21 protein-coding genes and 1 tRNA gene are annotated in these 23640 nt (G+C 67.1%); 12 read left to right on the top strand and 10 right to left on the bottom strand.

Annotated elements, in window-relative coordinates:
- Positions 1 to 6 precede the first annotated feature (6 nt).
- Together J4O76_RS16975 and J4O76_RS16970 are read left to right on the top strand one after the other, a co-directional pair.
- Positions 7 to 357, top strand: a complete 351-nt coding sequence (locus J4O76_RS16975) for a hypothetical protein (protein ID WP_426283034.1) — start codon at positions 7 to 9, stop codon at positions 355 to 357.
- Between the two features lie 98 nt (positions 358 to 455).
- A complete protein-coding gene (locus J4O76_RS16970) occupies positions 456 to 791 on the top strand; it encodes a response regulator (RefSeq protein WP_426283033.1) in 336 nt (111 codons plus the stop codon).
- 45 nt (positions 792 to 836) lie between these two features.
- Here J4O76_RS16970 and J4O76_RS16965 read toward each other — a convergent pair whose 3' ends face one another.
- The 7 genes from J4O76_RS16965 to J4O76_RS16935 all read right to left on the bottom strand — a co-directional run bounded on the left by J4O76_RS16965 (position 837) and on the right by J4O76_RS16935 (position 8902).
- On the bottom strand, positions 837 to 1142 hold the full coding sequence (locus tag J4O76_RS16965; protein ID WP_056064484.1) for a hypothetical protein: 306 nt from the start codon (positions 1140 to 1142) through the stop codon (positions 837 to 839).
- Between the two features lie 28 nt (positions 1143 to 1170).
- Positions 1171 to 2055 (bottom strand): type 1 glutamine amidotransferase, encoded by an 885-nt coding sequence (locus J4O76_RS16960; protein WP_426283032.1) that lies wholly within the window; start codon positions 2053 to 2055, stop codon positions 1171 to 1173.
- 83 nt (positions 2056 to 2138) lie between these two features.
- Complete coding sequence (locus J4O76_RS16955; RefSeq protein ID WP_426283030.1) at positions 2139 to 3215, bottom strand: lipocalin-like domain-containing protein; 1077 nt, start codon at positions 3213 to 3215, stop codon at positions 2139 to 2141.
- Positions 3215 to 5761: an FtsX-like permease family protein gene (locus tag J4O76_RS16950; RefSeq protein WP_426283029.1), complete on the bottom strand. Its 2547-nt coding sequence runs from the start codon at positions 5759 to 5761 to the stop codon at positions 3215 to 3217. Before J4O76_RS16950 ends, J4O76_RS16955 begins: the two co-directional genes overlap by 1 nt.
- Positions 5751 to 6437 carry an ABC transporter ATP-binding protein gene (locus J4O76_RS16945; RefSeq protein ID WP_426283028.1) on the bottom strand — a complete coding sequence of 229 codons (687 nt, stop codon included), beginning with the start codon at positions 6435 to 6437 and terminating at the stop codon, positions 5751 to 5753. Before J4O76_RS16945 ends, J4O76_RS16950 begins: the two co-directional genes overlap by 11 nt.
- A gap of 63 nt (positions 6438 to 6500) precedes the next feature.
- Positions 6501 to 8708 carry a penicillin acylase family protein gene (locus J4O76_RS16940; protein WP_426283027.1) on the bottom strand — a complete coding sequence of 736 codons (2208 nt, stop codon included), beginning with the start codon at positions 8706 to 8708 and terminating at the stop codon, positions 6501 to 6503.
- A 119-nt stretch (positions 8709 to 8827) separates the two neighbouring features.
- A tRNA-Gly gene (locus J4O76_RS16935) sits at positions 8828 to 8902 on the bottom strand.
- 165 nt (positions 8903 to 9067) lie between these two features.
- Between J4O76_RS16935 and J4O76_RS16930 the strand changes: the two genes are divergently transcribed.
- The 7 genes from J4O76_RS16930 to J4O76_RS16900 all read left to right on the top strand — a co-directional run bounded on the left by J4O76_RS16930 (position 9068) and on the right by J4O76_RS16900 (position 17181).
- Complete coding sequence (locus tag J4O76_RS16930) at positions 9068 to 9865, top strand: ImuA family protein (protein ID WP_426283026.1); 798 nt, start codon at positions 9068 to 9070, stop codon at positions 9863 to 9865.
- Entirely contained in the window at positions 9834 to 11303 is a 1470-nt protein-coding gene (locus J4O76_RS16925) for a Y-family DNA polymerase (RefSeq protein WP_426283494.1), read from the top strand. Before J4O76_RS16930 ends, J4O76_RS16925 begins: the two co-directional genes overlap by 32 nt.
- A gap of 13 nt (positions 11304 to 11316) precedes the next feature.
- A complete protein-coding gene (locus tag J4O76_RS16920; protein WP_426283025.1) occupies positions 11317 to 14829 on the top strand; it encodes an error-prone DNA polymerase in 3513 nt (1170 codons plus the stop codon).
- 444 nt (positions 14830 to 15273) lie between these two features.
- On the top strand, positions 15274 to 16170 hold the full coding sequence (locus J4O76_RS16915; protein WP_426283493.1) for a tetratricopeptide repeat protein: 897 nt from the start codon (positions 15274 to 15276) through the stop codon (positions 16168 to 16170).
- Positions 16167 to 16808 carry an LON peptidase substrate-binding domain-containing protein gene (locus J4O76_RS16910; RefSeq protein ID WP_056064511.1) on the top strand — a complete coding sequence of 214 codons (642 nt, stop codon included), beginning with the start codon at positions 16167 to 16169 and terminating at the stop codon, positions 16806 to 16808. Before J4O76_RS16915 ends, J4O76_RS16910 begins: the two co-directional genes overlap by 4 nt.
- A gap of 35 nt (positions 16809 to 16843) precedes the next feature.
- Entirely contained in the window at positions 16844 to 16993 is a 150-nt protein-coding gene (locus J4O76_RS16905; protein WP_426283024.1) for a hypothetical protein, read from the top strand.
- A gap of 2 nt (positions 16994 to 16995) precedes the next feature.
- Positions 16996 to 17181, top strand: a complete 186-nt coding sequence (locus J4O76_RS16900; protein WP_426283023.1) for a Trm112 family protein — start codon at positions 16996 to 16998, stop codon at positions 17179 to 17181.
- Positions 17182 to 17191: 10 nt separating this feature from the next.
- Here J4O76_RS16900 and J4O76_RS16895 read toward each other — a convergent pair whose 3' ends face one another.
- Together J4O76_RS16895 and J4O76_RS16890 are read right to left on the bottom strand one after the other, a co-directional pair.
- Complete coding sequence (locus tag J4O76_RS16895) at positions 17192 to 18358, bottom strand: alpha-hydroxy-acid oxidizing protein (protein WP_426283022.1); 1167 nt, start codon at positions 18356 to 18358, stop codon at positions 17192 to 17194.
- Positions 18359 to 18384: 26 nt separating this feature from the next.
- The gene (locus J4O76_RS16890) at positions 18385 to 19182 is read right to left on the bottom strand and encodes a class II aldolase/adducin family protein (RefSeq protein ID WP_426283491.1); all 798 of its coding nucleotides are present in this window, start codon (positions 19180 to 19182) and stop codon (positions 18385 to 18387) included.
- A gap of 95 nt (positions 19183 to 19277) precedes the next feature.
- On the opposite strand from J4O76_RS16890, the gene J4O76_RS16885 reads away from it, so the two are divergent.
- The 3 genes from J4O76_RS16885 to J4O76_RS16875 all read left to right on the top strand — a co-directional run bounded on the left by J4O76_RS16885 (position 19278) and on the right by J4O76_RS16875 (position 21306).
- Positions 19278 to 19943, top strand: a complete 666-nt coding sequence (locus tag J4O76_RS16885) for a Crp/Fnr family transcriptional regulator (RefSeq protein ID WP_426283021.1) — start codon at positions 19278 to 19280, stop codon at positions 19941 to 19943.
- Between the two features lie 41 nt (positions 19944 to 19984).
- Positions 19985 to 20776, top strand: coding sequence for a DUF72 domain-containing protein (locus tag J4O76_RS16880; protein WP_426283020.1), 792 nt, complete (start codon positions 19985 to 19987; stop codon positions 20774 to 20776).
- A 104-nt stretch (positions 20777 to 20880) separates the two neighbouring features.
- Positions 20881 to 21306, top strand: coding sequence for a hypothetical protein (locus J4O76_RS16875; protein ID WP_426283019.1), 426 nt, complete (start codon positions 20881 to 20883; stop codon positions 21304 to 21306).
- A gap of 860 nt (positions 21307 to 22166) precedes the next feature.
- Here J4O76_RS16875 and J4O76_RS16870 read toward each other — a convergent pair.
- The gene (locus J4O76_RS16870) at positions 22167 to 23582 is read right to left on the bottom strand and encodes a sigma-54-dependent transcriptional regulator (protein ID WP_426283018.1); all 1416 of its coding nucleotides are present in this window, start codon (positions 23580 to 23582) and stop codon (positions 22167 to 22169) included.
- Positions 23583 to 23640: the final 58 nt, after the last annotated feature.

Genomic DNA, 23640 nt, shown 5'->3' with positions numbered 1-23640 from the left:
ACGTCGATGCCGAAACCGCCCCAGCTGACGACCCCCGACGGACGCTATATCGTGGTGCGCGGACGGCTTTGGCGCACGGCGAACCCCGGCCTGGACGAAGACGAACGCGTGCGACTGGTTGCGGCGTTGATGGACGGCCGGCGAGGCGTGGCTGCGGCGAAGCGGGAGGGCGATAGCGAAGCGGAGGCGGCTGCGCGGGCCGCGGTCGATGCTGCGAAGCACGGTCTGGGCGAGCGGGGGCCGGTATGGTGGACCGATGGTGCGCCCGATCTCAACCGGCACATGGCGCGCACGACGCCCTATGCGGACTGGTTTGCGACGGTGGACAACGGTGAGAGTACACCAAAACAAAGTTAAGTGATTTAACTTAATCTATGTGAAGACTGGGCCCGACTGGCATCCGGCGCGTTGAGGGACCCTGAGTTTACCGGGAAACCCAAATGTGCCACGTACTTGTGATCGAAGACGACTGGCTGATCGCGGACCATATCATCAGCCTGATTCAGCAAGCCGGGGCGACATCCTATGATCAGGCGGATTGCGAGGCCGACGCGGTCGTGGCCGCAGGGGCGCACATCCCGGACATGATCGTTTCCGACGTCCGACTTCGCGAGGGAACCGGGCCGCTGGCGGTACAAAGGATCATCGCCGCGCACGGCAACATACCCGTCATGTTCATCACCGGAACGCCCGGAGCCTGCGTGCCGTGCGATCCGCCCGCCGAAGTGCTCGACAAGCCGATCATGGAGGCCGTGGTCCTGGAAACGTTTCGAAGACTCGCCCCGCATTGATTGGTACGAGGTACGGCGTGGTGAGCGCCGTACCTCGATCGGCTATCAGCCCTGGATATCGCTTGCGTCGAATTCCTTGAACGCGGCCTTCACCTCGGCGGCGCGGGCATCGTCCGCGATGTCGACGGACACTACGATCTTGCCTTCCAGCGCCGCATCGTCGCGTGATTCCGGCGTCGGGTTCTTGCCTTCGGTATCCGAGCCGGCCTTCTCGTCGCCGACGCTGTTGTCTGCGCCGTCGGTGGTGATGAAGATGTCGGTCCGCTCGATGCCCTGCTCCTGGACCAGGCGCTCGACGGTCATCTCGGCTTCGCGGCGGGTATCGAACTTTGCCTTGAGAGTGGTGGACATTGGTCGCTCCTTGTTACGGGTCAAAAGGTCAGGCGGGACACAGATCGGGCGATGCGGCGTGTGCGCGATCGCTGGCGTCTATGTCCGCGAGGTGATCGAGGAAGTTGGTCAGTTCGGTGCGGCGGCGCGCCTCGTCGGCGAACTCGCGGTCGACGCCGAGCGCCCATAGCAGCGAGCGGCGATCGGGATCGTGGTGGAGCGCGTCGAGCTGGTCCGCGCGGTGCTCGACATCGTCGGTCGTCTCCGCGAGCCCGGCTTCGACGATGTCCTCGGCTTGGCGCCGCAACGCGACCGCGATCTCGCCGAGCGCGAGTTCGGGGTGATATTGCACGCCCCAGAAAATCCCGCCGTCGTGGCGGATCTCGGCGGCCTGGATCGTCGTGACGGCGTTGCTCGCGAGCAGGGTCGCGTCGGCGGGAAGCGTCTCGACCTCGTCGCCGTGGATCGCGGGGGCGTCCCAGCTCGCCGCACGGCCGGCGAGCAGCGGATGATCGCGGCCGGCGTCGGTCGGCGTGATGCGGCGGGCGATCCCGGCCTCCATCCGCTGCGGCATCTTGCGCCCTTTCCCACCGGCGGCGGCGACCGCGAGCTGCAGCCCGGCGCAGGATCCGAACGACGGCGTGCCCGATGCGAAAACCGAGCGCATGAAGGTCAGCTGTCGTCGGACCTCCGGGCTGTCGTCATAGACGTGGAGTGGCGATCCGGTGATGAACACCGCGTCGAACAGGCCAAGGGCATTGGCCTCATAGACTTGTGCATCGTCGTCGGCGGGTGCGACGATCGTAATCTCGGCATCGGGACGGAGCTGACGAAGCGTCGACGCATAGGTTTCGCCCGAGCTTTTGCCGGCGTGGCGACGACGCGCCTCGCGCTCGTCCGCAGTCTCGCTTTCGGCAACCAGAAAATGCGGCAAACCCGGTCCTCTCCCGTTTCGGTTCGAGCGACCTCAACGCGCTGGCACGCGTTTCGTCCGCCGCCGCCGCAAATTTTGCGCGCTCACATCTCGAGCGCGCGCTCATACCCGGTGAGTTCGAGATAGCCGCGACCGCCGCGGGTGCGGACCGCGCCCTCCCAATAGACCGGTAGGCCGCTGCGGCGGGCGTCGAGTTCCTGCGCGGCGAACATCGGGACGAGGCGCCAGCGCTGGACGCCGCCGGCGATGCGAACGCTCAGTTCCTGCGAGACCGGGTAGAGCGCGCCGGTCGCCTTGCTCCGCCATGTCGCGAGCGGGCGGAAGGCGACGTCGTTGGGGCCGAACACCGTCATGCTGCCGTCGGCGCGACGGAGCGAGCCGCCCGTCCAGACCGTGCCGCCGCCCTTGCGCCGGATGCGGAACGCCATCAGCGCGGAGCCGTCGTCGAAATTGAGCCCGGTCCAGTCCCAGCCTTGCGCGGCGGGTGCGAGGTAGTTGGACGACCATTCGCGGTCCAGCCACGCCTCGCCGGTCACTGCGACCGTTCCACCGCCTCTGCGGACGCGGCCGGTCACGCGGAGATGCGGCACCGAGTAATAATAGCTCGCTTCCTCGGGGCGTGGTCCCTTGCGGCTATAGCCTCCGACTCCCTGCGGCAGGGGAGGCTGGGTCGGCTGGAAATCGAGCGCGAGGCCGAAGCCGTCCGCATTTACGCGCGTCGCCCACCGGCCATTCCCCACACGGCGCAATCGCCAGTCGCGGATCGCGACGTCGGCATCGCCCGTCCGCGCCTGCGCGAGACCGAAGCCTTGGCGGGCCGCCTGCTCGCCGTGGAGCAGCTTGCCGGTGGTCGGATCGGACAACGCTGCGTGCGCGAACAGGACCTGGCGTGCGGCAAACCGGCTCGGGTTGCGCGGATCGACCGGCGGGCGGGTGCGGAAGAAGGTGACCTGGAAACCGAGATCCTTGCCGTCCTCGGTCCGCAGCCAGCCGGTGACGTACCACCATTCGGTGCGAAACGCCGGGTGCGCGCCGTGATCCGCGGGGAAACGAAGCGTGATCCCCGGCCGTACGACCGGATAGGGGGCGGGCGGCGTGGCGGCGGGCGCGGCGACACCGATCGCGGCGATCCAGCCGAGCAGGGCCCAAGGTCGCAGCATCACCAATCCTCCCGCACCGACTGTACCGCGCTTCTCGCCGTCGCGCGCCGCCCCGCCAGCATCGCGGTCGCCGCCGCCGCGCCCGTCAGCGCGGTCGCGACGCCGATCAGCGTGCCGAGCGGGATGCGGGTGGTCATCGTCCAGTTGAACGACTGCGGGTTGATGACGTGGATCAGCACCTGCGACAGGACCAGCCCCAGCCCGATCCCTGCGAGCGCGCCGGTGAGCCCGACGATCGCGCCTTCGGTCGCGAGCATCCTGGTGAGCTGGCCGCGGGTGAGGCCGAGATGCCGCAACATCCCGAACTCGCGTTCGCGCGCAATCGTCTGCGCCGACATCGTCGCCGCGACGCCGGCCAGCCCGACCAGGATCGCCACCGCCTCCAGCAGATAGGTGACCGCAAAACTGCGATCGAACAGCGTCAGCGCAAGTTTCCGCAACGTCGCCGGCTGGCCGACCTCGACCTGGGGACGCAGGTCTGCGGGCAGGCGATCGGTCATCGCGCGCGCAACCTTCGCCGGATCCGCACCGGGCAGAATCGTCGCGGAAATCTCGTCGCGGCGATCGTCGCCCGTCAGGCGCTGGTAATCGCCCTCGTCGATCAGCACCGCACCCGCCTGGCGTCCGTAGTCGCGCCATATGCCCGCGACGGTGAACTGCGTGCGGCCGGCGATCGGCAGCGTGATGCGCTCACCCGGATCCCAGCCGTACAGGCCGTGTGCGGGCTCCGAGACCCAGATCGGAAGCGCATCCTTCGGCACCGGCGGTCCGCGATCGATCAACACCAGCAACGGATCGCGGCCACCGCGCTCGGGCCGCGCGATGAGGCTGACCGGTGGGCGATCCGAGGCGATGGTCAGCGGGATCTGGCGACTGGAGGCGAGGCGGGCGATACCCGGCGTGCCTGCGATACGCGTGCGGGTCTCCAGATCGAACGTCGCGCCGGCGGTGGTGCGCAGATACAGGTCCGCGCCGAGCACCTGGTTGAGCCACTCGTCGACCGCGCCGCGGAAGCTGGTCACCATCGTCGCCATCGCGATCATCAGCGCGGTCGAGGCGACGATCCCGCACAATGCGGTCGCCGCTTCGCCGGGCGCGCCGTGAAGATGGCGGACCGCGAGCAAGCCGGGCACGCTGCCCCGCGTCCGCCTTGCCAGCGGGGTCAGCAGCGTGCGCGCGAACCACGGCACGCCCGCGACGCCGCCCGCGAGCATCAGCGCCATCCCCAGGAATCCGAACAGCGGCAGCCCGGCGATCGCAGGCAACAGCGACGCGGCGCCTCCCGCGACGAGCAACGCGGCGGCGGGCCACCACGCGACCGGCCGCCTCGGATCGAGCACGTCGCCCGCGTTCTTGAGCGCTGCGGCAGGCGCCGCTCGTGCCGCAACGCGCGCCGGTAAAGCGCTGCCTAGGATCGCGGCGAGCAGGCCGAGCGCGAAGAACCCGATCGCGGCGCCGGGCTGGATCACGACGCGCGCGGTGCTGCCGCCGAAATAGCCCGCACCCAGGTCGCCGCCGAACCAGTGAAGCGCCGCCCATGCCAGGCCGTATCCTGCTGCGAGGCCCGCCGCGGCGCCGACCAGTCCGATCGCGAGCCCCTCGATCACGACCGCGGCGATGATCCCGGCGCGCGGCATGCCCAGCGTCCGGAGCAGCGCGAACGCGCGTTGCCGCCGCACCACCGACAGCGACTGCGCCGAATAGACGAGGAAACCGCCGGTCAGCAGCGCGACCAGCGCCAGCATGTCGAGATTGACGCGGTACGCGCGCGACAGGGCATCGCCCTGCGCGTTCTGCGTTTCGGCGGTCGACAGGATCGCGTCCGCGGGCAGGATCGCGCGCAACGCCGGCTCTGCAGTCGCGCGATCCGACAGCGCCAGGTCAAGCCGGTCGATCCGCCCGAGACGCCCGAACCGCCACTGTGCCGCCGCGATATCCATGACGCCGACCGCGGTCGATTCGTCCGTCGCCGGCAGCGTGCCCGCCACCCGCAACGGCACCGACCGGCCATTGGCGACGACGACCAGCTGAGTTCCGATCTTCGCGCCGACCTGGGTCAGGGCCGCGCGGGACAGGAACAGTGCGGACTCGTCGAACGCCGTATCGTTGCCGGTATCGGGACCACGCGGGCGGATGCCGATCAGCGACGGCGTCACCGTGGCGGCACGGATCACGTCGACGCCCAGCAGCGTCAGCCGCGCCTTGCCGATCCGCGCATCGAGGCGCAGCACCGGGCTGGCATCGCCGACGCCATCGGCGCGTGCGACACGGGGATAGAGGCGTTCGTCGAAGCCGAGCGGACTGGTCGCGCGGACCGACAGTTCGGCGGCTCCGCTGACGCCGCGCATCGCCCCGTCGAACGACGCCAGCGCCGATCCGTTGACCAGATGCACCGCAAAGCCGAGCGCCACGCCGACCGCGATCGCGACCGCCGTCAACAGGAAGCGGGCAGGGTGGAACCGCCACTCGCCCGCGATCAGCCAGCGGAGTCCCAGCCGTCCCGACCAGAGCCCGGACCCGGACTTCAGGCCGATCTCAGGCGCCACGCCGCTCCACCAGTCCTTCGGCACCCAGCGTTAGCACGCGGTCGGCGATCGCCGCGCTCGCGTCCGAATGCGTCACCATCACGCCCGCCGCGCCATTGCCGCGCACCGCATCGGCGAACAGCGACAGCACGCGCGCCGCGGTCTCCGGATCGAGGTTGCCGGTCGGCTCGTCCGCGAGGATCAGTGCGGGGCGGTGGACGAGCGCACGGGCGATCGCCACGCGCTGCAACTCGCCCCCCGACAGGTCGCGCACATAGCCGTCGCCGCGACCATCCAGGCCGACCGCATCGAGCATCTCTTCCGCGCGCGTCGATGCCGCGACATTGTCCGGCGAGACGAGCGCCAGCGGCAGCGCGACGTTCTGGCGCAGCGTCAAATAGGGGAGGATGTGAAAGGCCTGGAAGACGAAGCCGATCCGCTCGCGCCGCAACCGGGTCCGCGCGGTCTCGTCGAGCGTACCGAGGTCGATGCCGTCGATCGCCACGCTGCCTTCGTCCGCCTCGTCCAGCCCGGCGAGGATGTTGAGCAGCGTCGATTTGCCGACCCCCGACTCGCCGATGATCGCGACCAGTTCGCCCGCACCGACCTCCAGGTCGAGATGCCGGAACAATCGCCGTGGCCCCGGCACCGACTTACCGAGCGCACGGACCGCGAGAAGGGGAGGGGCGTCAGGCATGTCCAGTCCGTGCAATAGCCTGGGTGGCGCCGCAAGCACCGACATCGCTGGATATGCGGTAGATCAGTTACCCGGCCGATAGGTTCGTTCGACGTGCCCCGCGAGTTCGTCGGGATGGAAATAGACCGGCCGCAACCGTCCCTCGGCGTAGCGCGATACCTGGTCGGCGAAATGCGGCGATCGGACGTCGCCGCTCTGGCCGCCGGCCATGACCGCCATCGCCTTCACCCGCGGGCCGAACTCGACCACCGCGACGAAGCTGTTGCCGCTGGTGCCGTAATAGCGCTTCGTCCCCGGCCACGGCTTCGCGCCGAACGATGCGAGGCTGCCCCACTGCGCCGAGGTGAACGGCACTGGGGTCGAGGCACGGGCATCGTCGAAATGCGGCGCGATCGAATCGTCGAGCCGCTGGAAACGGTTGATGTCTTTCCACGAAGTCCGCCAGTCGCCAAAATCCTGCTTGAGCCGGGCGACCGCGGTGCTCAGAGCGGCGAGCTTCGCGTCCGGGCCAACGCGCAGAGCGATATAGTCGGGGACGTTCAGCCTCTCCGCCTGCGCGAAGCTGCCTACCTCGCGCCACAATTGGTCGCCCCAGAAGACCGCGAGGCTGGTCGCGGTGGAATCATAGGCCCAGCGATGGTCCCAGCGCTTGAGCAGCGCGATCGGTGCGGCAAGCGCAGCGCGCCGCGGATCGCTGGCGGGAAGTGCCTCCCATGCGGCGACCAGTCCGGGCAGCAATCGCGCAAAGGCGGGGAGATAGGGATCGAACGCGGCGGCCCGCAGCGTGTCGGGTGTCCAGCCGGTCTTCCCCGTCAGCAACAGGTCGGCATGGACGCCGCGCGCATTGCCGCCGACCTGGTCCATGTAGCGCGGATAGTCCGCCGCCTTGGGGCTGTCGGGGCCCGCCGCGCTCCACGGCCAATCGTTGGTGTTGTGCGCCCACCCTATGCGCGGGTTGAGCACGCTCGGCAGGCTGGGGAGCGTATGCAGGCCATGCCAGTCGGTCGCGGGGTCGCTGCCATCGACCGGGCGGGTATAGTCGAAGCGATCGTCGCGGATCGGCATGAACTGCGGCATCAGGAACGCGATCTCGCCCTTGCTGTCCGCAAACAGCGTGTCGTTCGACGAATTCGCCTTCAACGCCGCGACCTTCATGTATCCTGCGAGATCGGTCGCCTTGGTCCGCAGATAGCTTTGCTCGAGCGCGGGCACCGGGCGCCACATCAGCGCAGTGGCGATCCATTTGCCGGCCTTGGTCGCGACGATCGGGCCGTGATGCGTGCGGTAGGTGGTGAAACGGCGCTCGGCCATCGTCCCATCGGGCTGGCGGACTCGCAGCGTAACAGTGCGTGCGACGACCGGCCGGATGGTCTTTCCGTAGCGATAGGCATAGCCGCCGCCACGCCGCGTGATCCGCTCGGCGAACTCGTCGACGTTGTCGACCGTCGCCGAGGTGTGCATCCACCCGGCCTTCGGATTGAAGCCCTGGTAGACGAAGAACTGGCCCCAAGTGCTGGCGCCATACGCGTCCAGCCCGTCGTCACTGGTCATCTGCGCCTCGGAGCGGAAATAGAAGCTGGTGTGCGGATTGATGAGCAGCAACGCGTGACCGTTCGCGGTCAGCCGCGGTGCGATGGCAATGCCGTTGGAGCCCGACGGTTCGCGCGGGATCATCCCCAGTTCCTCCGGCGTCGGCGGGGTTGGCTGGCCGTAGAAGGTCTTCAGGTCGCTGAGCGAGATCCGCTCGATATCGCCGCCGATGCTGCCTTCGGTGAAGCTGAGCGCCATCCACGGCTCGAACCGGGTCAGCACGCGGGGCTTCGTCTGCGGGTACGTCGCGAGATAATAGTTCAGCCCGTCCGCCCAGGCCTGCATCAGCGTGCGCAACCATGCCGGGCTCGCGGCATAGTCCGCCTTCAACGTGGGCGGATCGACGAACAGCCGCTGGCGAAGGTCCGCCCACACCGCGTCCTCTCCCACGTCAGCGCCGGCCGCCTCGGCGGTCCGGCCAAGCGCGGTCAGGTAATTCGCCTCGATGCGCGGGAAGTCGTCCTCCGCCTGTGCATAGATTATCCCGAACACCGCATCGGCATCCGACCGACCCTTGATGTGCGGGATGCCCCAGTCGTCGCGGGTAATCGTCACGCGCTTGGCCTGCGCCTGCCATCGTTGCATGTCGGTAGGGGCCGAAACGGGGGTGGCCGACGAGGGTGCGGCCAGCAGCAGCGCCGACAGGATCAACGGGTGACGCGCGTGCCGAGGGGTTGCCATGCGCCGAGCGTAAGGCGAGCGCATGGGAAATGCCATGCGTACTGACGGTGATGAAGATGGTGGGTCGGAAGGCTGAGGCTCCGTCGCCTCGCGCTGGACCGCTGTTTTCCTAGGAAAACTGGAGCGGGCGAAGGGATTCGAACCCTCGACCCCAACCTTGGCAAGGTTGTGCTCTACCCCTGAGCTACGCCCGCTCTGGCGCCTATGTCTCCGGTCTGAAGCGACACGGTGACTGGGTGAGGCGCGCTGTTAGCCCGGTGTTTCCGGGACGGCAAGCGCCTTTTCGACTTTCGCGTGAAATTCACCGCAAACGAGATTCCGCTTGGCGACTCCGGCACTAGAACATTACAAGAACAATTGTGAACGAGTCGCTTGCCTTGATAGCCCGCCTGAAGCGGATTGCCACGACGGGGATGCCGACTCAGGGTGATGGCCGTGCGGACGATGCGTGGCTGACGCAGGGGATGGCGAAGGCGCAACTCCACGAGATTTTCGCGACGGTCGACGATTCGGCGAGTGGCGCGGGGTTCGCGATCGCTTCGGTGTTGGCGGCAAAGGCGGCGCCGGTGATGTGGCTGCGCACCGAGGCAAGCGAGCGGCAGGGCGGGCGGCTGCATGCGACCGGGCTGGTCGAGATGGGGCTCGACGTGACGTCGTTGGTGCTGGGGCTGGTCGAGGACGAGGCGAGCTTGTTGCGCGCCGCCGCCGATGCTGCGCGGTGCCATGGGCTCGGTACGTTGCTGATCGAGTCCTGGGGACGTGCGCCTAAAATCGATCTTACCGCGACGCGGCGGCTGATGCTGGCGGCCGAAGCTTCGGGCGTCACCATTCTCAGCCTGCGCATTGGTGCCGAGCCGGTGCCGAGTGCGGCCGCGTCGCGCTGGCAGGTCGCCGCGTGTCGGTCGCGACCGCTGGAAGCCGACGCACCGGGCAAACCTGCCTTCGACATCGAATTGCTGCGTCGACGCGGAGGCCAGACCGGGCTTCGCTGGCGTGTGGAGTGGGACCGTGACGCGCACATCTTCGACAATATCGCCTTCGACCAAACCGCCTTCGCCTCTGACGATTCCGCGGCGTTACCTGGCGCTGGTGTTCCCGTGGCTGCCGATCGAGCGGCTGCGGACGATGCGGCCGCATTTGTTCGTCGGACGGGCTGAGACGCCGATCGCGTTCGTCGAGACGGTCTCGGGCGGGGTGCGGCTGAAGGCGCTCGACCGCGAGGCGGTGCGGGCAGGGCTCCAGCCGGGGCTGACGCTGGCGGATGCGCGGGCGCGGGTGCCCGAACTCGAGGTCTACGAGCATGACGCGCATGCCGATCACGAATGGCTCGAGCGGCTCGCGGACGGGTGCCAGCGGTACACGCCCTCGGTCGCGCTCGACGAACCCGATGGGCTGATCCTCGACATTGCCGGGTGCGTGCACGAGTTCGAAGGCGAGCGGCGATTGGCCGCCGATCTGGAAGAGCGACTTGCACGCCGGGGGCTGCTGGTACGCCACGCGTTCGGCGATACGCCCGATACGGCGCGCGCGTTGGCGCGGTATGCGGGGGCACCGGCGCCGGATGAAAAGCGTGCGGTGAAGCGGTTGCCGGTGGCGGCGCTGGGGCTCGACGAGGATGCGACGACGGCGTTGTCACGCGCGGGGCTCAAGACGGTCGGCGACGTGATGGCGCGGCCGCTTGCGACGATCGCCGCACGGTTCGGCGAGGAGGCGGCGATGATGATTCGCCGGCTCGACGGGTCGGTGAAGGGACCGATCGTCGCGCGCCGCACGGTGGCCAAGATCGGTGTCGAGCGTCGCTTTGCCGAACCGATCGCGCGCACCGAATACGCGCTGGAGATGCTCGCCGAACTTGCCACCGAAGCGGCCGCCCAGCTTACCGACCGTCATGAAGGCGGGCGACGGTGGGAGGCGCGGTTGTTCCGTGCCGACGGCCTCGTCCAGCGGCTGCGGATCGAGACCGGCCAGCCGACACGCGACGTGGCGCTGTTGATGCGGCTGTTCCGCGAGCGGATCGACAGCCTCGCCGACCCGCTCGATCCGGGGTTCGGCTATGATCTGGTGAGGCTCGACGTTGCGCTAGCGGAGAAGCTCGATGCGTCGCAGTTGAAGCTGGAGGGCGGCGAGGCGCAGAAGGGTGAGGTCGCGCAGCTCGTCGATCAGCTCGGCACGCGGCTGGGCCGGGCGCGCGTGCGCCGGTTCTCGGCGCGCGATAGTCATATCCCCGAACAGGCGGAGCTGATGCTGCCCGCCGCCGAGGCGCCCGCCCCGACGCCGTGGACTGCGCCGGAGACGGGCGAACCGCCGCTGCGCCCGATCTATTTGTTCGATCCGCCGCAACCGATCGAATCGATGATGGCCGAGGTTCCCGACGGGCCCCCGCACCGCTTCCGCTGGCGACGTACCGTGCACGACGTCGCGCACAGCGAAGGCCCGGAGCGGATCGCGGGCGAATGGTGGCGACGGCAGGATATCCCGACGCGCGATTACTACCGCATCGAAGACCGCCGCGGCCGCCGCTTCTGGATCTTCCGCCACGGCCTGTATTCCGAGATGGAGACGCCGCGCTGGTACCTCCACGGTGTCTTCGCATGAGCGGCGCGGCGCCATGACCGGGTTCGCCGAGCTCGTCGCCGCGACCAATTTCTCGTTCCTCGACGGGGCGAGCGATGCGGGCGCGATGGTCGGGCGCGCGGTGGAGCTGGGGCTTGGCGGCATCGGCATCGTCGATCGCAACACCGTCGCGGGCGTCGTCCGCGCGCACCAGGCGTTGAAGAAGGCACGCGACGGCCTGCTCGGCATGGCGATGCCGCCGATCGATTTCCGACTGGTGGTCGGTGCGCGGCTGGTGTTCGAGGATGGCACGCCCGACATCGTCGCCTACCCTTCGACCCGACGCGGCTGGGGACGACTGACCCGGTTGCTGACGGTCGGCAATCGCCGTGCCGAGAAGGGCGGCTGCATCCTCGGGCTCGGCGACCTGATCGCGCACCATGCCGACATGATGCTGGTCGTCATGCCCGAAAGCAGCGCGCGCGGCGCCGTGCCGGTATCGCCTTTGCCCGACGGCGACGCCTTGCCCGAACGAGGCGAGCGCGAGCTGCGGACGATCCTGAAGGCAGTAAAGCGACTGGGGCCGGACTCGATCTGGCTGGGCGTGACGATGCCGCGTGGCGGTCGCGATCGGCGGCGGCTGGCGCGGTTGGGGCGGATCGCCGATGCGGCGGGCGTTCCCGTGCTTGCGACCACCGACGCGCTCTATGCCTATACCGACGACCGCGACCTCCATGATGTCGTTACTTGCATCCGCGAGCGCACGACGATCCACAAGGCCGGGCGCCTGCTGGCCGCGAACGGCGAGCGGCATCTGAAGCCCGAGGAAGAGATCGCCCGGCTGTTCCGCGATCGCCCCGATGCGGTGGCGCAGAGCGCGCGGCTGTTGTCGCGGATCGCGTTCTCGCTCGACGATCTGAAATACGAATACCCGCACGAACCCATTCCGGCAGGCTGGGAGGCGCAGGATTGGCTCGAGCATCATGTCTGGCAGCTCGCGCTGGAACGCTATGACTACCGCGTGCCGGAAAAGATGCGGGCGCTGCTCCACGAGGAATTCGCGCTGATCCGGGAGCGCGAATACGCCTATTATTTCCTGACGGTGCACGACATCGTCCGGTTCGCGCGGGCGCAGGATCCGCCGATCCTGTGCCAGGGGCGCGGCTCCGCGGCCAACTCGGTGGTGTGCTACCTGCTCGGCGTCACCTCGGTCGATCCGATGAAATACGACCTTCTCTTCTCGCGGTTCGTGTCGAGCGAGCGCGACGAGCCGCCGGATATCGATGTCGATTTCGAGCATGAACGGCGCGAGGAGGTGATGCAGTATATCTATCGCCGCTATGGCCGCGACCGCGCCGCGATCGCCGCGACCGTCATCCATTATCGGCCCAAGAGCACGGTGCGCGAGGTCGGCAAGGCGCTCGGGCTGACCGAGGACGTGACGCAGCGGCTGACGAGTACGGTCTGGGGCAGTTTCTCGAGCCGGTTCCAGGAACAGCGCTTTGCCGAAACCGGCTTCGACGTCGACAATCCGGAGATCGCGCGGTTGCGCGAGATGGTCGACCGGCTGCTCGAATTTCCACGGCATCTGTCGCAGCATGTCGGCGGGTTCGTGCTCACGCAGGGGCGGCTTGACGAGATGGTGCCGATCCATAACGGCGCGATGGAGGAGCGCACCTTCATCGAATGGGACAAGGACGATATCGACGCGCTCGGGCTGATGAAGGTCGATATCCTAGCGCTCGGGATGCTGACGTGTATTCGGAAGGCATTCGACCTGATGCGTCGGCACGGACTCGGCGATCACCTCCTCGATACGATCGCGGTGGCCGAGGACGACCGGGTCTATGACATGCTGTGCAAGGGTGACAGCATCGGCGTGTTCCAGGTCGAGAGCCGGGCGCAGATCAACATGCTGCCGCGGTTGCGTCCCCGCGAGCTGTACGACCTGGTGGTGCAGGTGGCGATCGTCCGGCCCGGGCCGATCGAGGGGGACATGGTGCATCCGTATCTGCGGCGACGCAGCGGGAAGGAGGTGGCCGAATATCCCTCGCCCGATCCGAAGTTCGGGCCGGCCGACGAACTGAAGCAACTGCTCCGCTTCACCTACGGCGTACCGCTGTTCCAGGAGCAGGCGATGAAGCTGGCGATCGTCGCGGCAGGGTTCACGCCGAACGAGGCGAACCAGTTGCGCAAGTCGATGGCGACGTTCCGCAAGGTCGGCGGCATGGACAATTTCCACGCCAAGCTGATCGGCGGGATGGTCGGGCGGGGGTACAAGGCCGAGTTCGCGGAACGCTGTTTCAAGCAGATCGAGGGGTTTGGATCGTACGGATTTCCGGAGAGCCACGCGTTATCGTTCGCGCGGCTGGTGTATGTTTCGTCGTGGATCAAATGCTTCCATCCGGCGGTGTTCTGTTGCGCGCTGCTCAATTCGCAGCCGATGGGGTTTTACGCGCCGGCGCAACTGGTGCGCGATGCGGTGGAGCACGGGGTATGTGTGCTGCCGGTCGATGTGAATGCAAGCGGGTGGGATAACAGCCTGTCCTCCCCGACACGGGGAGGGGGACCGCGCGAAGCGGGGTGGAGGGGGGCTTCCGCGGACGTACCGCTGGCGGGGGTCCCTGTTAGGGGCGGCGCGAATGAGACTGCGACCCTTCCAGGTGGTACTTTTGCGGCGCCCCCCCTCCACCATCCTGCGGATGGTCCCCCTCCCCGTGCCGGGGAGGATTTGCGCCTTGGGTTTCGGCAGGTGGATGGGTTTCGGAAGGATTGGGCCGACGAGATCGTTCGCGTTCGGACCACGCCGTTCGCTAGCATCGAGGACCTGGCGCGGCGGGCGAACCTGCCACAGCGGGCGATGAACCTGCTCGCCGATGCGGATGCGTTTCGGTCGGTGGCGAAGGAGCGGCGCGAGGCTTTGTGGGATGTGCGCCGGACGCCGCCCAAGCAGCTTGCGCTGTTCGCTGCGGCAGAGGTGCCCGAGCTTGGCGTGGAGCCCGATGCACATCTGCCGGCGATGCCGCTGTCCGAGCAGGTTGCGGCGGATTATCAGACGACGCGGCTGTCGTTGAAGGCACATCCGATGCAATTCCTCCGCGCGCGCTTTGCCGCCGAGGGGATCCTGTCGAGCGCGCAGGCCAATGCGACCAAGGACGGGCGGCGCGCGAAGGTCGCGGGCGTGGTGCTGGTCCGCCAGCGGCCGGGCAAGGGCAATGCGATCTTCGTGACGATCGAGGACGAGACCGGGATCACCAACGGGCTGATGTGGGCGCGCGATTTCGAGGCGAACCGCCGCGCGGTGATGGCGTCGCGGCTGATGGTGCTGGAGGGCGTGATCCAGCGTAGCGAGGAAGGCGTCACACATCTGATGACGTCGCGGGTGCAGGATCGCACCGAGATGCTGCGGCTGTTGTCGGAAGATCACGCGCTGGAGCCGCCGCTTGCGCGGGTGGACGAGGTGATCCGGCCGGTCCTCACGCGGAGTCCCGATGCGCGTGCTCACCATCCGCGGGCGACGCATCCTCGCGATGTGCGTGTCCTCCCCAAGTCGCGCGACTTTCATTGAGGGTTATCGGCGCTCGTTGGTGTGGTGCCCAACATCGCCGAACGCTCAGTCACCCGCACCGGTTTGGCGCCTACCCCCTCCGAATAGAGGCGCCTCCCCGGCGGAGGCCGGGGTCCAGTTGGGAAACACTGCTGATAAAGGCTGCGCTCCGTAACTGCGACCTTTCCAACTGGACCCCGGCCTTCGCCGGGGAGGTGGCTTGTCTGAAGATGGAAATGCTGGCCAATTCGGGGGGGCACCGTGTCGCAAGGCCGTATCTATTGCCCACGCGCCCCCATAGATGTCGGATCCGTTAGCAAGACAAATGACGCCTCGACGCTGCGCGCCGAATGCCAAGGCACGTTTGTCGTGCCTGCCTATCCATCCTAAAGGTGGCATTCGCCGCGGGCGCCCCCCAGATAGCGCGTCTGGATTACACGGGAGTTGAACTTGGCCACGCTTGGAATGTCCCCCGCGGAGAAGGATGCCGTCGAGGCGTTCCGTCGCGATGTCGTCGAACCGTCGATGACGAGCCTCGTGATCATCGATTTCTGGGCGGAATGGTGCGGGCCGTGCAAGGCGCTGACGCCGACGCTGGAGAAGGTCGCCGCCGACTATGCCGACAAGGGCGTCGTGCTGGCGAAGGTCGATACCGACAAGAACCAGTTCATCGCCGCGCAATTCCAGATCAAGTCGATCCCGACCGTCTATGCGATGTTCCAGGGCCAGCTGGTCGCCGACATGACCAGTGCGCGCACCGAATCGCAGTTGCGGGTGATCCTCGACCAGTTGCTGAAGCAGCTGCCGATCGAAGCCGGCGCGACGGACGCGGTGCCCGACGTCGAGCCGTTGATCGCGATCGGCGAAGAGGCGCTCGCAGCCAATGATGGCGAGCGCGCGCTCGGGATTTTCCGCGAGATCGCCGAGATCGCGCCCGAGCATCCGCAGGTCCATGCCGGCTTCGTCCGCGCACTGGTCGCGACCGGGCAGCTCGACGAGGCGGCGGACTGGCTGGCGAACCTCGATCCGACGATCGCCAAGGACCCGGCGATCGCCCGCGCACAGGCGACGCTCGCACTCGCGCAGTCGGCGCCCCCGGTCGAGGACCTGTCGCCGCTGCTCGCTGCGGTCGAGGCGAACCCCGACGACCTGCACGCGCGGTTCGCGCTCGCCAACGGCCAGATGGCGGCGAACGACCGTGATGCGGCCGCCGACACGTTCCTTGGCATCATCGCCACCGAGCGCGACTGGAACGAGGGCGCGGCGCGGACGCAGTTGTTGAAACTGTTCGAGGTTGTCGGGCTTGAAGACCCGTGGGTGTCTGGACAGCGACGCCGCCTGTCTGCGATCCTGTTCGGATGACCACCGAGTCCGCCCCCCCGCGCGCCACCACGCGTCTGTCGATCTTCCCGTTGCCGGGGGCGTTGCTGTTCCCCGGCATGCACCTGCCGCTGCACATGTTCGAGCCGCGCTATCGGGCGATGATCAGCGATGCGATGGCGCGCGACCGGCGGATCGGCATGATCCAGCCGCGGGGCGGACCGCATGACGACGCGGATGCGCTGTACGACATCGGTTGCGTCGGCAAGATCGCCGAGGTCGAAGCGCTCGACGACGGGCGGTACAATGTCGTGCTGGAAGGCATCGCGCTGTTCCGGATCGTCCGCGAGTTGGACGTGACGACCGCATTCCGCCAGGTCGAGGCGGAGTTGCTGCCGTTAATCGAGGACGACGCGCTGTCGCTCGGCCGGCGATCATCGCTGGAACTGGAGTCGCGTCGGTTCGCGGACATGCAGGGCTATGCGGTCGACTGGGATGCGGTCGGACGGCTCGACGACGAGAGCCTGGTCAACGGCATCGCGCAGATCGCACCGTTCGACGCAGCCGCAAAACAGGCATTGCTCGAGGCGCCGGATATCGAACAGCGCGCCGAGCTGATCATCCAACTGATGCAGTTCTTCGGCCGCCACGACGGTGACGAATCGGTGACGCTGCAGTGAAGTCGCCCAGCAAGGGACGCGCGCATGGTGCCGTAATGATGATCGGCATGTTCTTCGCCAATCTGTTCGATCCCAAGAAGATCACCGCGATCGAACACGTCGCCACGCAGCGACGGATCGGCAGCGAGTCTGGTCGTATTGCACAGGCCGCCGCGGCGCCGCCTTCCCGGGGCGAAGGAGTTTGACGATGAACACCCTGGATCCCTGGCTGCTCAAGCGCCTCGTCTGCCCGATGACGCGCACGCCGCTCCGCTATGACGAGCCTGCGCAGGAACTGATTTCGGACGCGGCCGGCCTTGCTTACCCGATCCGCGATGGCGTGCCGGTGATGCTGGTCGAAGAGGCACGCCGGATCGACGAGACCGCCGGCTGATCGTCTCCCACTAGCGGCCCGTCCGCGTCGCTCCGGCCTCCCGGACTGCGGCGAGCGTCGGGTAGCCGTTTACGGCCATCAGTAGGTCGGCTTCGGCGAGGATGCATTTCAGCACATGCGCCGCGCCGTTCGCGCCGTCGAGCGCGAGGCCGTAGGTGTAGGGCCGGCCGATCCCGACCGCGGTGGCGCCGAGTGCGAGTGCCTTGACCACGTCGCTCCCCGACCGCACGCCGGAGTCGAACAGCACCGGCACGGCCCCGCTCGCCTCGACCACCGCGGGCAGCATGTCGATCGCGGCGATCCCGCCATTCGCCTGGCGTCCGCCGTGGTTCGAGCAATAGATCGCGTCCGCCCCCAGATCGATCGCGCGCCGCGCGTCGTCGGGATGGCAGATCCCCTTAAGGACGATCGGCAGCTTGGTCATCGACCGCAGCCACGGCATGTCTTCCCATGTCAGGACCTTGCCGAACGTCCCGGCCCATTGCCGCACCGCCGCGGGCAGGTCCTCGCGCGGTGGCTTGGCAAGCATCGTGCGGAAGACGGGATCGCTGAAGTAATTCTCCAGCACATGGCCGCGCAGTTGCGGGAAGTTCGCGACGTTCAGGTCGCGAGGGCGCCAGCCGGTGACCCAAGTGTCGAGCGTGACGACGATCGCCTTGTATCCGGCCGCCTCTGCACGGTGGACGAGGCTCTCGGCGAGCGGCTTGTCCTTGGGCGTGTAGAGCTGGAAGAAACCGGGCGTATCGCCCATCGCCGCGGCGACGTCCTCGAGCGGATCGTTCGACAGCGTCGACTGGACCAGCGGAACGCCGGTGAGCGCGGCCGCCCGCGCGGCGGCGAGATCGCCGTGGCCGTCCTGCGTGCACATCCCGTTGATCCCGACCGGGCTCATGAAGATCGGGCTGGGCAGCGTCATCCCGAACAGGTCGATCGAAAGGTCGCGGCGCGTGGCATCGACCATCATCCGCGGCGTCATGCCCCAATGCTGGAACGCGTCGGCATTCTGGCGTTGCGTGAATTCGTCGCCACACCCGCCCTGGAGATAGCCGAGCACCGACGGTGGCAAGGCCGCTGCCGCCCGAGCCTTGAGCGATGCGAAATCGACCGGGACCTTCGGGACGACACCGGCAAGGCCGGCGAAATAGATCTCGTTCTGGTAATCGCCGTAATGCGGCATGCGTTGCCCTCCGAAGCTGGTCGCGGTCAGTCCCGATAGCCCGGATTGACGCGGTCGAGCTTGCGCAACAGCGCGGGCCAGGCGAGTCCGTCGGCGAGCATCCGCATGCCTGTCGAACTCGATTGGCCCTCGACCTTTTCGGCGACGCCCTGGTTCGGATTGTTCAGATTCTCGCGACCGGCGCTGAGCATCAGGACCTGGGCTTCGCAGGCGCGTTCGAGGAAATACATCCGCAGGAACGCCTGCGGCACCGACTCGCCCACCGTCAGCGTGCCGTGGTTGCGCAGGATCATCGCGTTCTTCGTGCCGAGATCCTGCACCAGCCGTTCGCGTTCCTCCAGTTCCGTCGCGATGCCCTCGAAGTCGTGATAGGCGACGTCGTGCCCAGCGATCATCGCCGTCTGCGTATGCGGGAGGAGCCCTTCGGCCATCGCCGACACCGCCTGGCCGTGCGGCGTGTGGAGATGCAGCACCGCGACCGCATCGTGACGCGCGGCGTGAACCGCCGAGTGGATCACGAAGCCCGCGCGGTTGACCGGGGCGGGGGTGTCCATGACCTTGTTGCCGTCGACGTCGATCTTGACCAGCGACGATGCGGTGATCTCCTCGAACATGTGCGTGTACGGGTTGATCAGGAAATGATGCTCGGGGCCGGGGACGCGCGCGGACAGATGCGTGAAGATCAGATCGTCCCAGCCGTACAGCGCGACCAGCCGGTACGCGGCGGCGAGATCGACGCGCAACGCCCATTCCTCGGCCGATACCTGATCCTTGATCGTCGTTTCCGCCGCCGTCGGGTCCATCGCCTTCAATGCCGTCGCCATCATCCGCCTCCTTATGTTTGGCCCCTTGTACGACCGGCCTTCGACAAACTTTGTCTCGATGGTGACAATCTCGAAATTTCGCCTAGCCTTGCGCGATGCATGATCCGGATCACGCGATACTGGCGACCGATAGCTGGTTCGGCGCGATACCGGCGGCCCGTCGCGAGCGCCTGTTGCAGGAGGCGCGAGCCGAGGTGCTGGAAAACGGCGCGCGGATCTACGGCTCGGGCGATCCCCCGAACGGGTTGTGGGCGGTTCTGGACGGGCAGGTCCGGTTGAAGGGCTTGTCCGCCAATGGTGCCGAACTGCTCGCGCTGATCGTGCGGCCGGGGACGTGGTTCGGGGAATTGTCGACGCTGGACGGGCATCCAAGGCCGCACGACGCGACGGCGTTCGGCACGGCGCGACTGCTGCATGTGCCGGTGGCGGCGTTCGCGCGGGCGGCGGCGGCGGACCCGGAGCTCTACCGCGATCTCGGGCTGCTCGTGTGCGCGCACCAACGCACCGCCTTGCGGTTCATCGCGCAAAGCGTGGGGCAGTCGATCCGGGTGCGACTGGCGCAGGCGCTGATGCGCGCGTCGCAGGCGGGGGACGGTCGGATCACGATCCGTCAGGAGGAGCTTGCCGGCGTCGTCGGCATCGCGCGCCAGACGCTCAACCGGCATCTGAAGCGGTTCGAACGCGATGGCCTGGTCGCGGTGGCCTATGCGCAGGTCCGTATTCTCGACGTGCCCGGGCTGCGCGGCGTCATCACCGAATAGGGCATCGCCAAGCGCTTCTCCCGCGCGCTACACTCGCGGCCATGACGATCAGAATCGGTATTGGCGGCTGGACCTACGAGCCGTGGCGCGGGACCTTCTATCCGGAGAAATGGCCGCAGAAGCGCGAGCTCGATTATGCCGCCGAGCACGTCACCGCGATCGAAATCAACGGCACCTATTATGGCAGCCAGAAGCCCGCGACGTTCGCATCCTGGGCGAAGGCTGTGCCCGACGGGTTCGTCTTCTCGCTCAAGGCATCGCGCTACTGCACCAACCGGAAGGTGCTGGCCGAGGCGGGGGAGTCGATCGCCAAGTTCACCAGGCAGGGGATCGTCGAGCTCGGCGATCGGCTCGGGCCGATCCTGTGGCAGTTCATGGCGACCAAGAAATTCGACGCCGACGATTTCGCCGCGTTCCTGAAGCTGTTGCCGCCCGAGCAGGACGGGCTCGCGTTGCGCCACGCTATCCAGGTCCGTCACGAGAGTTTCGCGGTGCCGGAGTTCGTCGCGATGTGCCGCGATGCCGGCGTCGCGATCGTCTTCGCGCAGTCGGCGGAATACCCCGCGATCGCCGACGTGACCGGCGACTTCGTCTATGCGCGACTGGAGGATGCCGAGGAGCGCTTCGTCGCCGGCTACGCGCCGACCGCGCTGGATGAATGGGCGGACAAGGCGAAGACCTGGGCCGCGGGGGGACGGCCTGAGGGCTTGCCGTATGTCGAAGACGCCGCGCCGGCGAAGACGCCCCGTGAGACGTTCGTGTTCTTCATCAACGGCGCCAAGGTTCGCGCTCCGCATGCGGCGATGGCGCTGATCGACCGGGTGCGGGGGTAAGTAGCGTGCGGTCATTCGAACAACACTTCGTAGTGCCCGATCAGCGTGGTTCGACTTCGCTTGCCCAATTACGGACATTCACGCATTGGCTGTATCGCCAACAAATGGACGGACCATTCGCCCCCCTTGTTGTCGGCATCCTTGTTGCCGGGCGGACGATCTTCGTTTTGTTTAGCGGATCAGCTTCGGCGGACAACAAGGGCCTGCTGCGCAAGGAGCAGCCAATGACCTACTGGCTTATCATCGCGATAGGCTTGGTCGGCTCGATCGTTCTGTTCGCGACCGCTTATCACCTGCGGAACGGCAGCCAACCTCTCCCACTCCGGCCATTCCGCTTTCGCCCACGTTCAGACGTTATGGGCCTTCACGGCGCTTGCTCAAGAGCGGGCCCTCGTTCAGGTTCCCCGTATGACGGTGAAACCCAACCGGCCAACGACGTTCGGCGCTTTCGCCATCGCGATTACAATGGTCGTGAACGGCTGCACCGCTTCCCGAAGCGCATTCACTCCGTCAGTATTCGAAACGGCTAAATCGGCATGTGACGCAGCAGATGCTTACATTTCAAGATCAAACCCAAAGGCCATTGGGTTTCGAGGGCACGCAGCATACCACGCTGAACAAGCAAAATGCCTGTAGAGCGTCTGAAAGGGACGGACGCGAGGGTAATCGGCTTTATCAGCGAACCGCCCAGCTAAATAGCCGATGTCGCCCATTACCGGACATTAGGCTTCCTCATGCTTGGCTAACAACCTGCCGTTCGCTTTTGCTCACGATACGGAGAGTGTCCGTACGGAGCCGTCTCGCTGCCATCCTCTCGACGTTCGAACATAGCGAGCGTCGAACTCACCACCGCAAAGTCCCGTGCAACGGTAAGCGAAGTGAACGATAGCAGATTGTCGGTCAGCGCTGATCTCCGGAATTTGGATCGTGTAGATGCTAGCCGGACGCGTGTTTGTTCCCACCAAGGGGACATGGACCGCCGCACGCCTTCGCGCGTCGCTGTCTGCCAGCAGATAACCCGTAGGCAATATATCCTTTAGCTCAGGGCACATCCCCAACAGATCATGGTGGTTCGTGTTGGGCCCTTCATAGTAGATGTCGGAACTTCCGCCCAAGTCGGCTGGGGGCAAATCGCGAAGTGCGGCACGCCCAACTTCGCAAATCTGCTGCGTCCTCGCCGCGTTTGGCACCTCCGCTACGATCATGGAAACTACCATCAAGGCCAGCATGGTCACCCTCTTGAATATAGAGCCTATGCTCGTCCGGTCACGTTTCTCACGCAAGCTCAAATCGTGCGCAAACGCTATCGCCTAGCTTTCGCGCAACCCTTGACGGCTGCAAACACGCTGGGAACCACCAGTCCGCTAACCTTCCCAACCCAGCCGTCATATCACGCCGCGTTGTCGATCCCGAGTTCGCCGAGCTTGCGGTAGAGCGTCGAGCGGCCGATGCCGAGGCGGCGGGCGACTTCGGTCATGCGGCCGCGGTAGTGGCCGATCGCGAGGCGGATAACGTCGGCTTCGATCTCCTCTAGCGCACGGAGGTTGCCGTCGGGGCGGAACAACGTGACGCCGCCGCCGCCGACCGCTGCCGGCGCGGATGGACGCTCGCGCGTGCCGAGCGCGGCGATCTCGGGGAAATCCTCTTCGGTCAGCGCGGTGTCCTCGCACAGCACGGCGGCGCGGAAGAGCGCGTTCTGCAACTGGCGGACGTTGCCGGGCCAGTCGTACTGGACCAGCAGCGCGAGCGCGGAATCGGTGATGCCGAGCGGTCGCAACCCAGGCTGTTCGGCAATCCGCGCGAGCAGGTGGCGGGCGAGCGCGGGGATGTCGCCGGTGCGTTCGCGCAATGGCGGGATCGTTACCTGGACGGCGTTGAGGCGGTAATACAGGTCTTCGCGGAAGCGCCCCGCCTCGACCTCGTCCAGCAGTTTGGTATTGGTCGCGGCGATCACGCGGACGTCGACTTCGCGCGGGTGGCGGGCGCCGATGGCGAGGACTTGGCCGGTTTGCAGGACGTGCAACAGCTTCGCCTGCGCCTCGAGCGGCATCTCGCCGACCTCGTCAAGGAACAGCGTGCCGCCGTCGGCGTCGTGGAACCGGCCGATCTTGCGCTCGAACGCGCCGGTGAACGCGCCCTTCTCATGCCCGAACACCTCCGATTCGATCAGGTTCGCGGGAATCGCGCCGCAATTGACGCTGATCATCGGCTTCTTCGCGCGCGGGGAGGCGGCATGGATCGCCTCGGCGATGACGTCCTTGCCGACGCCGATCTCACCTTCGAGCAGGATCGCGACGCGGGCGCGGGCGGCTTTCGCGGCGATCGCGAGGGCAGCGCGGAAATCGGGGGAGGAGCCGACGATCTCGTCGAACGCGAGCAGGGCGGGGATCTTCTCGGTCAGCGGGCGAAGCTCGCCCGACGATTTGCCGACCACCGCCGCGTCCAGCGCGGCGAGCAGGCGGTCGGGGGCAAGCGGCTTGACCAGGAAATCGGTGGCGCCGGCGCGCATCGCGCTGACCGCGTGCGCGACCGATCCGTTCGCCGTGATGACCAGGATCGGCAGCGCCGGGCGCCGTTCGCGCAGCGTCGCGATCAGGGTGGTGGCATCCTCGTCGGGCGCCCAGTGATCGATCACGATCGCATCGAGCTGCATGCCGTCCTGCGTACCGAGTGTGGCGATCGCGGTCTCGTCGTCCGCCGCGAAGACCGCGCGCCAGCCGCCTCGCGCCGCGAGGGCAGCCACCAGCCGCCGCTGCGTGGGCTCGTCGTCGATCAGCAATAATAGGCGCTGGCCATTGCGCGTCATGGCGAATCCTGTCCCGTTCCGGCACGTGCAATAGCTAGCGCAAGTAAAGAGCGACTTA

This window comes from Sphingomonas sp. NFX23, from assembly GCF_049887795.1.
Lineage (GTDB): Bacteria > Pseudomonadota > Alphaproteobacteria > Sphingomonadales > Sphingomonadaceae > Sphingomonas.
The sequence above is the reverse complement of the archived record's forward strand: the minus strand, read 5'-3'. Positions and strand labels throughout refer to the sequence as shown.

Bases quoted from the DNA above. Each gene is read 5' to 3' on its own strand.
- J4O76_RS16975 (WP_426283034.1), top strand. From the start codon at position 7: ATGCCGAAACCGCCCCAGCTGACGACCCCCGACGGACGCTATATCGTG.
- J4O76_RS16965 (WP_056064484.1), bottom strand. From the start codon at position 1,142: ATGTCCACCACTCTCAAGGCAAAGTTCGATACCCGCCGCGAAGCCGAG.
- J4O76_RS16955 (WP_426283030.1), bottom strand. From the start codon at position 3,215: ATGCTGCGACCTTGGGCCCTGCTCGGCTGGATCGCCGCGATCGGTGTC.
- J4O76_RS16945 (WP_426283028.1), bottom strand. From the start codon at position 6,437: ATGCCTGACGCCCCTCCCCTTCTCGCGGTCCGTGCGCTCGGTAAGTCG.
- J4O76_RS16940 (WP_426283027.1), bottom strand. From the start codon at position 8,708: ATGGCAACCCCTCGGCACGCGCGTCACCCGTTGATCCTGTCGGCGCTG.
- J4O76_RS16925 (WP_426283494.1), top strand. From the start codon at position 9,834: ATGCGGCCGCATTTGTTCGTCGGACGGGCTGAGACGCCGATCGCGTTC.
- J4O76_RS16920 (WP_426283025.1), top strand. From the start codon at position 11,317: ATGACCGGGTTCGCCGAGCTCGTCGCCGCGACCAATTTCTCGTTCCTC.
- J4O76_RS16915 (WP_426283493.1), top strand. From the start codon at position 15,274: ATGTCCCCCGCGGAGAAGGATGCCGTCGAGGCGTTCCGTCGCGATGTC.
- J4O76_RS16910 (WP_056064511.1), top strand. From the start codon at position 16,167: ATGACCACCGAGTCCGCCCCCCCGCGCGCCACCACGCGTCTGTCGATC.
- J4O76_RS16905 (WP_426283024.1), top strand. From the start codon at position 16,844: ATGATGATCGGCATGTTCTTCGCCAATCTGTTCGATCCCAAGAAGATC.
- J4O76_RS16900 (WP_426283023.1), top strand. From the start codon at position 16,996: ATGAACACCCTGGATCCCTGGCTGCTCAAGCGCCTCGTCTGCCCGATG.
- J4O76_RS16895 (WP_426283022.1), bottom strand. From the start codon at position 18,358: ATGCCGCATTACGGCGATTACCAGAACGAGATCTATTTCGCCGGCCTT.
- J4O76_RS16890 (WP_426283491.1), bottom strand. From the start codon at position 19,182: ATGGCGACGGCATTGAAGGCGATGGACCCGACGGCGGCGGAAACGACG.
- J4O76_RS16885 (WP_426283021.1), top strand. From the start codon at position 19,278: ATGCATGATCCGGATCACGCGATACTGGCGACCGATAGCTGGTTCGGC.
- J4O76_RS16880 (WP_426283020.1), top strand. From the start codon at position 19,985: ATGACGATCAGAATCGGTATTGGCGGCTGGACCTACGAGCCGTGGCGC.
- J4O76_RS16875 (WP_426283019.1), top strand. From the start codon at position 20,881: ATGGACGGACCATTCGCCCCCCTTGTTGTCGGCATCCTTGTTGCCGGG.
- J4O76_RS16870 (WP_426283018.1), bottom strand. From the start codon at position 23,582: ATGACGCGCAATGGCCAGCGCCTATTATTGCTGATCGACGACGAGCCC.